General features: G+C 64.2%; 14 protein-coding genes. 5 read left to right on the forward strand and 9 right to left on the reverse strand.

The window, feature by feature from the left end; translation table 11 throughout:
- Positions 1–62: 62 nt before the first annotated feature.
- The gene (locus tag ACFX5Q_RS02525) at positions 63–533 is read right to left on the reverse strand and encodes an Lrp/AsnC family transcriptional regulator (RefSeq protein WP_404275105.1); all 471 of its coding nucleotides are present in this window, start codon (positions 531–533) and stop codon (positions 63–65) included.
- 115 nt (positions 534–648) lie between these two features.
- Between ACFX5Q_RS02525 and ACFX5Q_RS02530 the strand changes: the two genes are divergently transcribed.
- The 3 genes from ACFX5Q_RS02530 to ACFX5Q_RS02540 all read left to right on the forward strand — a co-directional run bounded on the left by ACFX5Q_RS02530 (position 649) and on the right by ACFX5Q_RS02540 (position 3,252).
- Positions 649–900, forward strand: a complete 252-nt coding sequence (locus ACFX5Q_RS02530; protein WP_006206866.1) for a DUF6356 family protein — start codon at positions 649–651, stop codon at positions 898–900.
- Between the two features lie 15 nt (positions 901–915).
- Positions 916–1,716: a class II glutamine amidotransferase gene (locus ACFX5Q_RS02535; RefSeq protein ID WP_404275107.1), complete on the forward strand. Its 801-nt coding sequence runs from the start codon at positions 916–918 to the stop codon at positions 1,714–1,716.
- 162 nt (positions 1,717–1,878) lie between these two features.
- Positions 1,879–3,252: an amidase gene (locus tag ACFX5Q_RS02540; protein ID WP_404275109.1), complete on the forward strand. Its 1,374-nt coding sequence runs from the start codon at positions 1,879–1,881 to the stop codon at positions 3,250–3,252.
- Here the strand turns inward: ACFX5Q_RS02540 and ACFX5Q_RS02545 are convergent.
- The gene (locus tag ACFX5Q_RS02545) at positions 3,246–4,319 is read right to left on the reverse strand and encodes an NAD(P)/FAD-dependent oxidoreductase (RefSeq protein ID WP_404275111.1); all 1,074 of its coding nucleotides are present in this window, start codon (positions 4,317–4,319) and stop codon (positions 3,246–3,248) included. The genes ACFX5Q_RS02540 and ACFX5Q_RS02545 overlap by 7 nt on opposite strands.
- Before the next feature lie 141 nt (positions 4,320–4,460).
- Here ACFX5Q_RS02545 and ACFX5Q_RS02550 point away from each other — a divergent pair, with 141 nt between their 5' ends.
- Entirely contained in the window at positions 4,461–6,053 is a 1,593-nt protein-coding gene (locus ACFX5Q_RS02550) for a peptide chain release factor 3 (RefSeq protein WP_404275113.1), read from the forward strand.
- A gap of 139 nt (positions 6,054–6,192) precedes the next feature.
- On the opposite strand, the gene ACFX5Q_RS02555 is transcribed toward ACFX5Q_RS02550, so the two are convergent.
- The 7 genes from ACFX5Q_RS02555 to ACFX5Q_RS02585 all read right to left on the reverse strand — a co-directional run bounded on the left by ACFX5Q_RS02555 (position 6,193) and on the right by ACFX5Q_RS02585 (position 13,682).
- Positions 6,193–7,620: a gamma-aminobutyraldehyde dehydrogenase gene (locus tag ACFX5Q_RS02555; RefSeq protein ID WP_404275115.1), complete on the reverse strand. Its 1,428-nt coding sequence runs from the start codon at positions 7,618–7,620 to the stop codon at positions 6,193–6,195.
- Between the two features lie 25 nt (positions 7,621–7,645).
- Positions 7,646–8,461, reverse strand: a complete 816-nt coding sequence (locus ACFX5Q_RS02560; RefSeq protein ID WP_192178102.1) for an ABC transporter permease — start codon at positions 8,459–8,461, stop codon at positions 7,646–7,648.
- Positions 8,451–9,419, reverse strand: coding sequence for an ABC transporter permease (locus ACFX5Q_RS02565; protein WP_404275117.1), 969 nt, complete (start codon positions 9,417–9,419; stop codon positions 8,451–8,453). The genes ACFX5Q_RS02560 and ACFX5Q_RS02565 overlap by 11 nt, the downstream gene beginning before the upstream one ends.
- Positions 9,416–10,414, reverse strand: coding sequence for an ABC transporter ATP-binding protein (locus tag ACFX5Q_RS02570; RefSeq protein WP_404275119.1), 999 nt, complete (start codon positions 10,412–10,414; stop codon positions 9,416–9,418). Before ACFX5Q_RS02570 ends, ACFX5Q_RS02565 begins: the two co-directional genes overlap by 4 nt.
- Before the next feature lie 216 nt (positions 10,415–10,630).
- Positions 10,631–11,785: an ABC transporter substrate-binding protein gene (locus ACFX5Q_RS02575; protein ID WP_192178099.1), complete on the reverse strand. Its 1,155-nt coding sequence runs from the start codon at positions 11,783–11,785 to the stop codon at positions 10,631–10,633.
- Positions 11,786–11,928: 143 nt separating this feature from the next.
- Positions 11,929–12,840: a LysR substrate-binding domain-containing protein gene (locus ACFX5Q_RS02580; protein WP_006204420.1), complete on the reverse strand. Its 912-nt coding sequence runs from the start codon at positions 12,838–12,840 to the stop codon at positions 11,929–11,931.
- A gap of 65 nt (positions 12,841–12,905) precedes the next feature.
- Positions 12,906–13,682: a DeoR/GlpR family DNA-binding transcription regulator gene (locus ACFX5Q_RS02585; protein WP_404275121.1), complete on the reverse strand. Its 777-nt coding sequence runs from the start codon at positions 13,680–13,682 to the stop codon at positions 12,906–12,908.
- 25 nt (positions 13,683–13,707) lie between these two features.
- On the opposite strand from ACFX5Q_RS02585, the gene ACFX5Q_RS02590 reads away from it, so the two are divergent.
- Positions 13,708–14,097 carry a hypothetical protein gene (locus ACFX5Q_RS02590; protein ID WP_404275123.1) on the forward strand — a complete coding sequence of 130 codons (390 nt, stop codon included), beginning with the start codon at positions 13,708–13,710 and terminating at the stop codon, positions 14,095–14,097.
- Positions 14,098–14,100: the final 3 nt, after the last annotated feature.

Here is a 14,100-nt window from a genome sequence, read left to right on the forward strand (position 1 = left end):
ATCCCGATTCGGTCAACTCGGCCGCAAGGCTATCAACGCCTTTCTTTTGCGACGGTTCCGTTTCAGCGCAGTTCCACAGGCACGACCGTCGTTTCCTTGATCTCTTCCATGACGAAAGAGGCCGAGACGTCGGACAGCGGCACCTTGGCGATCAGCCGCTGGTAGAGCCGATCATAGGCCTTCACGTCGGCGACTCGGGCGCGCAGCACGTAGTCGAGATCGCCGGACATGCGGTAGACGCCGGTGATCTCGGGAAAGCCGGTCACCGCGGCCCGGAATTTGTGCAGCCAGTCGGGATCGTGGTTGGAGGTGCGGATCAGGATGAACACCGATAGCCCCAGTCCAACCCTGTCGGCATCGACCAGCGCCACTCGCCCGGTGATGACGCCGTCCTCTTCCAGCCTTTTGACCCGTCGCCAGCAGGCATTGCGCGACAGTGACACTCTTTCCGAGAGCTGGTCGACCGACAGCGTGCCGTCACGTTGCAGCTCGGCCAGCAATCTTCGGTCTATTTCATCGATTTCCCGCGACATGTTGGGATGAATGTCCCAAATTGTACGCCATGACAAGGACAAATTGAGACCAATGAACCTTTGCCTCGTGGCAGGATACCCAGCATCGGGGCTTATCCCGGCAGGAAGGATCACCATGACGCAGCTTTCGAAGCTCTTTACATCGCACCCGGCCAAGGTGGGCGAGAGCTATTTCAGCCATATGGCCTTTGCCGCGTGGTTCTGCTCGCGCCTGTCGATGGCTGCGGGGGCCGCCCTCGTTCACGCTTTCTTGCCGTTTCTGTTCGAGACTACGGCAAGCCGAATCGTCCGCGAACTCTACGAACGGACGCACAACAGAGGCTCGCACGCGACCAAGGAGCCGGCGGCTCTGATGGACCGCGCATAACGGACGGTAGAAGCGATGTGCCGGTGGGCGGCCTATTTTGGTGAAGCGGTCTTCCTCGAAGACATCGTCACGGCGCCCTGCCACTCGCTGATCGCCCAGAGCCACTGCGCCCAGGAAGCCAAGTCGCCGACCAATGGCGACGGCTTTGGTCTCGCCTGGTATGGTGACCGGTCCGAGCCCGGCCTCTATCGCGACATCCTGCCGGCCTGGTCGGATCCCAACCTGAAGAGCCTGTGCCGGCAGATCAAATCCGGCCTGTTCCTCGCCCATGTGCGCGCCTCGACCGGCGGCGCCACCAGTCGCATGAATTGCCACCCGTTCATCTCCGGCCAGTGGTCGTTCATGCACAACGGCCAGATCGGCGGCTTCGAAAAGATCCGCCGCGCGCTGGAGAATTCGCTCTCCGACGCCGTTTTCGACCAGCGCGAGGGCACCACCGATTCCGAACTCTTTTTTCTCTTGATGATCGACGAGGGTCTTTCGGCGGATCCGCAAGGGGCAGTGTCGCGTGCCACCAGCCGCGTCATCGAAGCCTCTTACCGCGCCGGTCTTGAGCCGGCTTTGAGGCTCACCGCCGCCTTTTCGGATGGGCAGGCGCTCTACGCCGTGCGCTACGCGACCGACGCCCACGCGCCGACGCTCTACACGTCCGTCTTCCGCAAGGGTGGCGGCCGCTGCATCGTGTCGGAGCCCTTCGACCGCGACGGCGGCGACTGGCAGGCGATCCCGCCATCGAGCTTCGTCACCATCGGCAGCGATGGCATGGCCATTCGTGCCTTCGCGCCCGCGTCGGCCAAGCTGGCACTCGTCATCTAATTGCAAATTGTGGCCACGCCGGCGTAGCGCGTCCACCTCGACGGATCCAGCGCAATCCCAATCAAGCGCCGCAACGCCCTCCCATGCTGAACTTGGCTTGAAGCCGCGCCGCAGCCCGCCATTTGATGGGTCAGGCGTCGCCAGCAAGCCGGAGCATTCGTCATGGACCCCGCCTTTTCCTCGACTATCGACCTCGCCACCGCGATCGCCGCACGAAAGATCTCCGCCGTCGAAGCGCTGGAGGTGCATCTGGCGCAGATCGACCGGCACAACGGAGCGGTCAACGCGGTCGTCATTCTCGACCGGGAAGGGGCCAGCGAGCGTGCGAAAGAGGCCGACGCAGTATTGGCGCGCGGCGACGCCCTCGGCCCGCTGCATGGAGTGCCCTTCACGCTGAAGGACACGCACGAAACGGCAGGCATGAAGACCACGGTCGGCTTTCCGTCCTTTGCAGACTATGTCGCGAAACAGGACAGCCCGGTCGTCGCGCGGCTTAAGGCCGCCGGCGGCGTACTGACCGGCAAGACCAATGTCGCGACCATGCTGGGTGATTGGCAGTCGGACAATCCGCTGTTCGGCCGCACCGGCAACCCGTGGAACCTCGACCGTACCGCCGGCGGCTCCAGCGGCGGCGCGGCCGCGGCGGTCGCAACGGGCATGACGCCGTTCGAGGTCGGCACCGACATGCAGGATTCGATCCGCCTGCCTGCCAGCTTCTGCGGCGTCTACGGCCTGAAGCCGACCGAGCATCGAATCTCGCTGGCCGGCGCCTTTCCCGATCCCGGCGGCGCTGCGCGCAGCGTGCGGCTGATGTCTTGTCTCGGCCCGCTGGCGCGGACCGTCGAGGACCTGGCTTTGATCTACCAGATCATCGCCGGACCGGACGGAAGCGACACCGACCTTGCGCCGGTGCCGGTCGAGCCCATGGAGACGCTCAATCTCAAATCGCTGCGCATCGCCATCGCGCCGTCCTTTCACGGCTTTCCGGTGGCCGCCGATATCAGCGCCGCCATCGAAAGCTTTGCCCGCCAACTGCAGGGCGAGGGCGCTGCCGTGGAAGAAGCGAAACTGCCGAAGCTCGACCTGCATGAAGATCTGGAACAGGGCGGCGAACTGATCGGCATGATGCTGGAGGCAGCGCAGCCGGAACCGCCCGAGCAGCCTTCGACTGTCTCCCGCTGGTTCGAGTCGCTCGCCTGCCGCGACCGCTCGATCCGGGCCTGGGACCGGTTCTTCGAAACCTGCGACGCACTGCTCTGCCCGGTCGCCATGTGCACTGCCTTTCCGCATTGCGAACCGGGTACGTCGATCGAGGTCGATGGCAAGCAGCAGAGTTACTGGATGCTGCCCGCCTATGGCGCGGTCTTCAACTATTCCGGCCATCCGGCACTGTCGCTGCCGTGCGGACAGGACCGGGACGGCCTGCCCATCGGCCTGCAACTGGTCGGCAAGCGCTGGTCGGAATCGCGGCTGCTCGGAATCGCCAAGGCAATAGAACCGCTCACCGGCGGCTTTCGCCGCCCGCCCAATTATTGACCGAAGCGCTCCACTCCATAGGGGGCAAGCAGCGGATCGCGCTCGCCGTCGAGAATTTCGCGGGTGGCAAACAGACCGACAGCCGGCGCCAGCGTGATGCCGGAATGCATGACCGCGATATAGAGGCCGTCGACACCGTCGGCGCGGCCGATGATTGGAAAACCGTCGATAGGCGTTGGCCGGTAACCGATCGTGTGGAAATCCAGCTCCAGCCCGTCGGCGCCGCGCAGCATGCTCTTCGCCGTCGCGAACAGATCGCGTGCGGTGGCTTCGGGGTTCAGGCCCGGATCGCCGCCGCCGAAATCGGAACCGGCAATGATGCGGCCCTCCAGCGTCTGGCGAATATGCAGCGGCTCGCCCATCACCAGGCCGTTGAGCAGCTTTTTGTACGGGCGCGAGTGGACGATCAGGCCGGCCGGCGTTTCGATCGGCAGGTTGATCCCGGTCGTCGCGGCGATGGCCGGAGCACCGGCGCCGGCAGCGATCACCACCTCGTCCGCGGCAATCCGTTGCCCCGAAATCTCCACGCCGGTGACCTTGCCATTGCTACGCACCAGGGCGGTGACGGCTCCGACCATCATTCTCGCGCCGCATCGTTCGGCATCGGCCAGCAGCGCTTTCGCGGTGGCGACCGGTTCGGCCGCGCCTTCCTCGGCGACATGGAGGGCGAAGTCGGGAGGCTCTACGAGATTGGGTTCGATGCGCGCCGCTTGTTCGCGGCCGATACGCTCGACGCCATAGCCCCAGGACGAATGCTCGGCGGCATGGGCTTCCAGCCTGTCCACCGGCATGTCCCAGCACAGGCTGCCGCACCAGGCGAGCGGCAGGCCGGGCAGGTCCCTTGCCAGCCGCGTCCATTCGGCCATCGCGAAGGTGCGCAGCCGGAAATAGATCTCCGGATTGCCCCAGCTTGCATTGATCCAGGCAAAGGAATTCGGTGTAGCGACACCGCCGGCGCCGCTATCTGCGATCACCGTCACCCGCGCTCCGGCCTTGGCCAGATGCCAGGCAATGGAGGCGCCGATGATGCCGGCGCCGATGACGATGACTTCCTTCGCTTTGCTCATGCTGAACTCTCTCCGAATTGAGCTCCCTGATGCCATTGCGGCGGTCCAAGCTCAAGCGCGGTCGGGGCCCATCCGCCCAAAACCGTCGACAGGCCGGGAAAGCGCTGCTAGAAGCCCGCGCCACAGACAGGATTCCAAAAATTGGCTGAAGACATCGAACAGGCGGTATCGCGCCGCCGCACTTTCGCGATCATCGCGCACCCCGACGCCGGCAAGACCACGCTCACCGAAAAGCTGCTGCTGTTCGGCGGCGCCATTCAGCTTGCCGGCGAGGTCAAGGCCAAGAAGGACCGCATCCAGACCCGGTCCGACTGGATGAAGATCGAGCGCGAGCGCGGCATTTCGGTCGTCACCTCGGTGATGACCTTCGAATATGAGGACAATGTCTTCAACCTCTTGGATACGCCCGGCCACGAGGATTTCGCCGACGACACCTACCGCACGCTGTCGGCAGTCGACAGCGCCGTCATGGTCATCGATGCCGCCAAGGGCATCGAGCCGCGAACGCTGAAGCTGTTCGAGGTCTGCCGCCTGCGCGACATTCCGATCATCACCTTCGTCAACAAGATGGACCGCGAAAGCCGCGATCCGTTCGAGATCCTCGACGAGATCGAGCAAAAGCTGGCGCTGGACACCGCGCCGATCACCTGGCCGATCGGCCGCGGCAAGACCTTTGCCGGCACCTATCACCTGGCGCTGAACGCCGTACGCAAGGGCGACGCCGAAAAGGAGCGCACGCCGGTCAACGGTCCCGATTCCAACCGCGTCGCCGGATTGTTGCCGGACAATGAGCGCGAGGCCTTCATCGAGGAACTGGAGCTGGCGCGCGAAGCCTGCCGCCCGCTCGACATCGATGCTTTCCGCGAGGGCCATCTGACGCCGGTCTATTTCGGTTCGGCGCTGCGCAACTACGGCGTGCGCGACCTGATCGAGGCGCTCGGCGCCTTCGGGCCGCCGCCGCGCGCGCAGGAGGCCGACAGCCGCAAGGTCGAGGCGACCGAGGTCAAGATGACCTCCTTCGTCTTCAAGATCCAGGCCAACATGGACCCGAACCATCGCGACCGCATCGCTTTCGTGCGCGTCTGCTCGGGCAAGCTTGAGCGCGGCATGAAGGCCAGACTGGTGCGCACCGGCAAGCCGATGAGCCTGTCGGCGCCGCAATTCTTCTTCGCCCGCACGCGCGTCACCGCCGACGAGGCTTTTGCCGGCGACGTCGTCGGCATTCCCAACCATGGCACGCTGCGCATCGGCGACACGCTGACCGAGGGCGAAGAGATCCTGTTCCGCGGCGTGCCCAACTTCGCCCCGGAAATCCTGCGCCGCGTTCGCCTCGGCGATGCGATGAAGGCCAAGAAACTCAAGGAAGCGCTGCACCAGATGGCCGAAGAAGGCGTCGTGCAGCTGTTTTCGCCGGAGGACGGCTCACCGGCCATCGTCGGCGTCGTCGGCGCACTGCAGCTCGACGTGCTGAAGGAGCGGCTGAACTTCGAATACACGCTGCCCGTCGATTTCGAGATGTCGCGCTTTTCCGTCTGCCGCTGGATATCGGCCGACGACAAGGCCGAAGTCCAGCGGTTCATCGAGGCGCATCGCGGCGACATCGCCCGCGACCTCGACAACGACCCGGTGTTTTTGGCCCAGCACGCCTTCTCGCTCAACTACGAAGCCGAGCGCTGGAAGGCGATCCGGTTTGCCGCGGTGAAGGATTATCAGGTGCGCGACAAGGCGGCGTAAGCTGCGGCCCTTCCCTTCTCACCTTACAAGCGGAGAAGGGAAGGTGCTGCGACGGGCTCCCGGCCCTCCGCTATGGCTCCGGGCGTTCGTCGTTCGAAAAGCCAAATCGTTGGCTTTCGTCCGCTACGCGGACCACTCCTCACCCATGCGCAACCATCACATGCCGCACGGCGGTGTAGTCCTCAAGCGCGTAGAGCGACATGTCCTTGCCGTAGCCGGACTGCTTCACTCCGCCATGCGGCATCTCGTTGGTCAGCATGAAATGGGTGTTGATCCAGGTGCAGCCATACTGCAGACGGGCTGCCGTCGCCATGGCGCGCGAGACGTCCTTCGTCCACACCGACGACGCCAGCCCGTAGTCGCTGTCATTGGCCCAGTTCACGGCCTCGTCGACCTCGGAGAAGCGTGTGATCGAAACGACCGGACCGAATACTTCGCGGCGCACGATCTCGTCTTCCTGCAGCGCGCCGGCAACGACCGTCGGCTGGTAGAAGAAACCCGAGCCCTCGCCCGGCTTGCCGCCGGTGGTGATCTCGATGTGTTTCAGTTCCGAGGCGCGCTCGACGAAGCTGGAGACGCGGTCGCGCTGGCGGCGCGAGATCAGCGGCCCGATCTCGTTCTCGGTGTCGTCGGGGCGGTTGTATTTGATGGTCGAAACGGCCGAGGAGAGATCGGCGACGAGCTTGTCGTATATCTTCCTGCCGGCATAGATGCGGCAGGCAGCGGTGCAGTCCTGGCCGGCATTGTAGTAGCCGAAGGCGCGCAGGCCGTTGACCACGGCGCCGAGATCGGCGTCGTCGAAGACGATGACTGGCGCCTTGCCGCCGAGTTCGAGATGCGTGCGCTTGACCGACTTGGCGGCGGCCTGCAGCACCTTCTTGCCGGTGGCGACGTCACCGGTGATCGAGATCATATTGACCTTGGCATGGTTGATCAGCGTGTTGCCGACGCTATCGCCACGGCCGAGCACGACATTGACGACGCCTTCCGGCAGGACATCGGCGAGGATCTTGGCCAGCTTTAGCGCCGTCAGCGGCGTTTGTTCGGACGGCTTGAAGACGACGGTGTTGCCGCCGCCGATCGCTGGCGCCAGCTTCCAGGCCATCATCATCAGCGGATAGTTCCACGGTGCGATCGAGGCGACGATACCGATCGGGTCGCGGCGGACCATCGAGGTGTGGCCGGGCAGATATTCGCCGGCGACCACGCCTGGCATGGAGCGGACAGCGCCGGCAAAGAAGCGGTAGCAGTCGACGATCGCCGGGATCTCGTCATTGAGCACGGCATTGATCGGCTTGCCGCAATTCAACGCCTCGAGCGCGGCGAATTCTTGCGCTTCGGCCTCGATGCGATCGGCGATCTTCAGCAGATAGCCTGAGCGCTGCGCCGGCGTGGTGCGCGACCACAAGACGAACGCTTGTTCGGCGGCAGTGACGGCAGCCTCGATCTGCGCCGGGCTGGCTTCCGGCAGGTTGAGAATGGTCGCCCCGGTCTTTGGATTGAGGATCGGCTCCTCGGTCTCGGTGCCCTTGTCGAAGATCGAGCCGATCAGCATCTGGGTGTCCATGGAAGTCTCTCCCTTATTCTTTGGGTTATTTGCCCGAACCGGCGATCTGGTCGCCGTCGCGGGTCAGGTAATAGGCAAGAAGGATGGGCAGCAGCGTCACCAGCACCACGACCATGGCCACGACATTGGTGACGGGGCGCTGGCGCGGACGGATCAGTTCCTCCAGCATCCAGATCGGCACGGTCTGCTGCTGGCCGGCGGTGAAGGTGGTGACGATGACTTCGTCAAAAGAAAGGGCGAAGGCCAGCATGCCGCCGGCTAGCAGAGCCGTGGCGATGTTGGGCAACACGACATGCCGGAAGGTCTGGAAGCCATCGGCGCCGAGATCCATCGAGGCTTCGATCATCGAGCCTGAGGTGCGACGGAAACGGGCGACGGCATTGTTGTAGACGACGACCACGCAGAAGGTGGCGTGGCCGAGCACGATCGTCCAGAACGAGAACGGGATGTCGGCCAGCGAAAAAGCCGAACGCAGCGCGATGCCGGTGATGATGCCGGGTAGCGCGATCGGCAGGATGACCAGCAGCGAAATGGTTTCACGGCCGAAGAAGCGCGTCTGCGAGACGGCGGCGGCGCATAGCGTGCCCAGCACCAGCGCGATGGCCGTCGAGATGGCCGCGACGCGGACCGACAGCGAAAGCGCTTCCCACACATCCGGACGATTCCAGGTGACGGCGAACCATTGCGTGGTCAGCCCCGGTGGCGGCCAGACGAAGCTTTTCTCTTCGGTGGTGAACGCATAGACGAAGATCAGCAGGATCGGCAGATGCAGGAAGAGCAGGCCGCAGGCAGCGGCGATCTTCAGTCCGAGAGGGGCCGACGGGCCGCGGTCAGAGCGCATCGAAGGCTCCCATGCGCTTGGCGCCCCACAGATAGAAGCCCATGATGACGATCGGCACTACGGTGAAAGCGGCGGCGAGCGGGATGTTGCCGGCGGTGCCTTGCTGCGAATAGACGGCCTGGCCGATGAACAGCCGTGACGTGCCGATGATCTGCGGGATGATGTAGTCGCCCAATGTCAGCGAGAAGGTGAAGATCGAGCCGGCGACGATGCCGGGCAGCGCCAGCGGGAACAGCACGTTGCGGAAGGTCTGGCCGGGCGAGGCGCCGAGATCGGACGAGGCCTCGACCAGATTGCCGGGCACGCGTTCGAGTGCGGCCTGGACGGGGAGGATCATGAATGGCAGCCAGACATAGACGAAGACGATGAAGGTACCGGTGAAGGATACCGATAGCGAATTGCCGCCGACGACCGGCAGCGACAGCCAGCCATCGAGCAGCCACAAAAGATGCAGCTTGGCCAACAGCCAGGTGAGGATGCCTTCCTTGGCGAGGATCAACTTCCAGGCGTAGATCTTGACCAGATAGCTCGACCACAGCGGCAGCATGACGCCGAGATAGAACAGCGCCTTCCAGCGTCCGCGCGCATATCGAGCCGCATAATAGGCGATGGGGAAGGCGATGATCGCCGAGGCCAGCGTGACCAGCGCCGCCATCGTCACCGTGCGCAGGATGATGTCGAGATTGGCGGCCTGGAACAGGTCGCCATAGGTCTTCAGCGTGAACTCCCGGTTGATCAGGCCGGAGAACTCGTCGATCGAGAAGAAGCTCTGCAGCAAGAGCGCAAACAGCGAGCCGATATAGACGATGCCGAGCCACAGCACCGGCGGCAGCAGCATGAGCAAAAGCAGGAGTTGCGGCCGGCGCCAGAAAAGGTCGGACAGCGTGCCGCGCAGGCCGCCGCTTCCCGGCAGGATGGCGGGGGCGGTGGTGCGCGGCATGGCGGCGTCGAGGGTCATGCCGGCTCGTCCATCAGATGCAGATGTTCGCGATTGAAGGTGAGCACGACCGCTTCACCTGCCTCCGGCATCGCAGTGCCTGCCGGCACGATGGCGTGCAGCCTCAGTCCGTCGGCATCGAGCGCCAGCCTGGTGGTGGCGCCGAGATAATTGGTCGAGACGAGACGGGCGGCGACGCCGTCGCCCATGGCCCCGTGGCCGACGCGGATGGATTCGGGGCGCAGGCTGCCCCAGCGGTGCTGGCCGGAATAACGCTGGACGAAATCTGGCGGCAGCACGTTGGAAGAGCCGACGAAATCGGCGACGAAGCGCGTCCTCGGCCGCTGGTAGATATCCTCGGGCGTGCCGATCTGCATGATCTTGCCGTCGTTGAAGACGGCGACGCGATCGGCCATGGACAGCGCCTCGCCTTGGTCGTGGGTGACGAAGACGAAGGTGATGCCGAGCGCCTTCTGCAGCGACTTCAGCTCTTCCTGCATGTTCTCGCGCAGCTTGAGGTCGAGCGCGCCGAGCGGCTCGTCGAGCAGCAGCACCTTGGGCTGGTTGACCAGGGCACGCGCTAGCGCGACGCGCTGACGCTGGCCGCCGGAAAGCTGACCGGGGCGGCGCGCGCCATAGCCTGGCAGCCGCACCAGCGACAGCGCCTCTTCGGCCGCCTTCTGACGCGCCAGCTTGCCGACACCCTTGACCATCAGCCCGTAGGCGACATTGTCGAGCACGTTGAGGTGCGGGAACAGCGCATAGTCCTGGAAGACGGTGTTGACGTTGCGGCGATAGGGCGGGACGCCCTCTGCACGCTCGCCGAAAATCGAGATCGAGCCCGCGGTCGGCTGCTCGAAACCGGCAATCAGTCGCAGGCAGGTGGTCTTGCCGGACCCGGACGGACCGAGCATGGCAAAGAACTCGCCCGGCGCGATGTCGAGATCGACCGCATCGACGGCGCGCACACTGCCGAAATGGCGGGAGACCTTTTGGAAGGAAACGGCGGAGGTCATGGCTGTCAGTCTGTTGCCGGTTGATTTGTCGATATCGCCAGCGCCGCCACGGATTGCGGGCGGGGCCAGCGAACTGCGCGCCCCTTGTGGGGAGGTCGCGCGAAGTCGCGCGTGGGGGTGATCCGGCAAGACCTGCCGAGAATCCCCCCACCTCGCTGACCCCACCCCAACGTTACGCGTTGGCCCTCCCCACAAAGGGGAGGGCAATGGGCGAAATCACCGGCCGCCGATGACGCCGATATAGTCCGACACCCAGCGGTAATAAGGCACGCACTGGTTGTTTTCGCTGGCGCATTTCGACACCGGCGTCTTCCAGAACTTGATCTTGTCGAAATTGTCGTAGCCGTTGGTCTTGCAGCCCTCTTCGCCAAGCAGTTCATTGCCCTTGCAGGCGGCGGGCACCACGGGAAGCGAGCCGAACCAGGCCGAGACATCGCCCTGCACTTTCGGCGACAGCGAGTGCTCGAGCCACATATAGGCGCAGTTCGGATGGGCCGCGTCGGCCTCCATCATAGTGGTGTCGGCCCAGCCGGTGACGCCTTCCTCGGGGATGGTCGAAGAGACCGGCTTCTTGGCGGCGACCAGCGTGTTGACCTGGTAGGGCCACGAGCCCGAGGCCACGACGCCCTCGTTCTGGAAATCGTCGACCTGGATGGCAGCGTCGTGCCAGTAGCGACCGACCAGCGTGCGCTGGACGCGCAGCAGGTCGAGTGCTGCCTTGTACTGGTCCTCGGTCAGCTCGTAGGGATCCTTGATGCCGAGTTCCGGCTTGTGGAACATCAAATAGTTGGCGGCGTCGGCGATGTGGATCGGACCATCATAGGCCTGGACGCGGCCCTTGTTCGGCTTGCCGTCGGGCAGGTCCATCGCCTCGAAGACGACGTTCCAGCTCTTGGGCGCTTCCTTGAAGACTTCGGTATTGTACATCAGCACATTCGGACCCCACTGGTAGGGAACGCCGTAGTGCACCTTGTCGACCGTGAACCAGGGCGCATCCTTCAGGCGATCGTCGACCGTCTTCCAGCTCGGGACGAGATCGGTGTTGATCGGCTGCACGCGCTTGCCGGCGACGAGCCGCAGCGAGGCGTCGCCCGAGGCGGTGACGAGATCGAAACCGCCCTCATTCATCAGCGACACCATTTCGTCCGACGTGTTGGCTGTCTTGACGTTGACCTTGCAGCCGGTGTCCTTCTCGAAGGACGTCACCCAGTCATAGCCCTTGTCGGTTTCGCCGCGCTCGATGTAGCCCGGCCAGGCGACGATATTGACCTCGCCCTCGCCCTTGCCGAGTTCCTTGACCTGGGCGATGGCCTGGCCGGAGAAGGTCAGCGCAACCGTCAATGCAGTGCATGACTTCAGGAATGAATTCATCGTCGATCTCCCATTTTAGGGGCCGCACTCTCGCGGCGGCTTTGGTCCCTGAAATGAAAGGTGCGGCGAAATTTCCGGTTTCGCAAATTCATTTATCAGAAAGGCGATATCGGTTTTTCCGATAGATGGAGGACCAGGCCCTATCAAGGTCGCTGGCGGACCGTGCGCTGCGACTGGGCAAGGCCGATGAAGTCACGCGCCGCCTGCGGCAGGCTGGAACCGCGGCGCCAGACCATGCCGACCTGGACCACGGGCAGCGTGCCGGAAATGTCGCGCGATTCGATACGGTCGCCTTCCAGCGACCACGGCCGGTAGACGAGGTCGGGCAGCAGCGCCACGCCGGCACCTGTGGCAACCAGGCTGCGCACCGCTTCGACCGAGCGGGTGCGGAAGGCGACATGCGGCTTGGCGCCGATCGCCGCCAAAAGCTTGCCGGTGTTCTCCTCGATCTCGTCGACGGTGAGCATGATCAGCGGTTCGCCGGCGATGTCGCCGATGCCGATGATGTCGGCACTGGCCAGCTTGTGGCTGAGCGGCACCCACAAGCGGTAGGCCGAGACCTCGAGGATTTCCGACTGCAGTGCAGTGCGGTCGCGCAGGTTTGAGGTAACCATGACGGCGATGTCGAGCTTGCCGCCGATCAGCAGGTGTTCAAGGTAATCGCCATTGTCCTCGATGGCCGAGACCTCGACGCCCGGATAGGCGCGACGGTAGCGCGCGAGAAGGTCGGAGAGCACATAGCCGGCGACCAGCGAGGTGACGCCGAGCTGCAGGCGGCCGCCGGCCACCAGCTGGTCGCCGAAGAAGGCGCGGCGCGCATCGGACACATCGGCCAGGATCTTGGTCGCGTGGCGCAGGAACTGGTGGCCCTTGTGGGTGATGTTGAGGCCGCGCGGATGGCGCTCGAACAGCTCGACACCGAGATCGCTCTCAAGCTCCTTGATCGCCTCGGTGACCGAGGATTGCGAGATCGACAGGTTCTGGGCGGCGCCCGACACCGTGCCTTGCTCGGCGACGGCGACGAAGAACTGCAGTTGTCTGATGGTGAAGGCCATGGCCGGACTAAACACGGCGAAGGCCGCGCTGGGAAGTGGCAGGGGCACTGATCCTGCGGTGCGGATCAGAACCCGGCTTCGGCGCTCGCAATGCTCAGCCGCGCGCCGGACTCGGCAAGGGCGGCGGCTATATCGTGCGGCGGTGGGTGGTCGGTGGCGAGTTCGGAAAAGCCGTCGAAGCCGCAGACCTGGACCAGCCCCTGGCGGCCGAACTTAGAGTGGTCCGTGATGACGAGGGAACGCTGGCCGCGCGACAGCACCATGCGGGCGAACTCGGCTTCATCCAAGTCATAGTCCATGACGCCCGCCACGGCGTCGACGGCGCCGATGGATATCACCGCGTGGCTGACGGAGAAGCGGCTGACGAATTCGATGGCCGAGGCGCCGAAGGCCGCGCCGGAATCGCTGCGCAGTTCGCCGCCGGCCATATAGACCTTGTTGCCATTGACGGTGGCCAAAGTGCGGGCGATGTCGGACGAATTGGTGACGACCGTCAGCCGCCGGTGACCGAGCAGCTCGCGGGCGAGGAACGACGTCGTCGTGCCGGTGTCGAGCATGATCGATTCGCCGTCGCGGATGGTGGCGGCGACCATGCGGGCGATAAGGCGCTTGGCGTCGGCGTTGTCACGCATGCGCCGCTCGAACGGCGCCTCGCCGACCAGTGACGGCAGGCCGATGGCGCCATGCATCTTGAGGACGGAACCGTCGCCGGTGAGCGGCTTGACGTCGCGCCGCACGGTTTCCAGAGACACCCCCAAACGGTCGGCCAGGCTGGCGATGGTGACGGTGCCCTCCTCCTGCAGTAGGCGCAGGATCTCGCCATGCCGTTTCGAGTGGACCATGCGGCTTTCCCGGGGACTTGCGCTGTTGACCGATTCTAAGGCAATTCAAACGTTTTTAAAGGAATTGCTTATGTTTTCGGGCAAAACACCCAAAAAAAGTCACAGCTTTTTATTGACAGCCGGTCAGCACTGGCGTGAGATCAATCGCGTGACAGGCTCAGAACTGCCACTGGAGGTTGATGGCAGAGCCGCACGCAAACGCACCGGCCAGACCGTCTGGAACGTGCCTGCGCAAGGGAATTTTCAGATCCGCGGGGGCGGATGCCGGGGGCTCAAATACCTGGCCAAAAGGGGCTCGTCGGTGCGGTGCGGGATAATGACCCGGCGTCCCGCACCGACGAGGTTTTTGTGTTTCTCCCCGCCAGCGTTGCGCTATGTGCGGCGCTTTGTCGAAGTTCAGCCGAACCAGGGATGATCC

Source organism: Mesorhizobium sp. IMUNJ 23033 (assembly GCF_044778005.1).
GTDB lineage: Bacteria > Pseudomonadota > Alphaproteobacteria > Rhizobiales > Rhizobiaceae > Mesorhizobium > Mesorhizobium amorphae_A.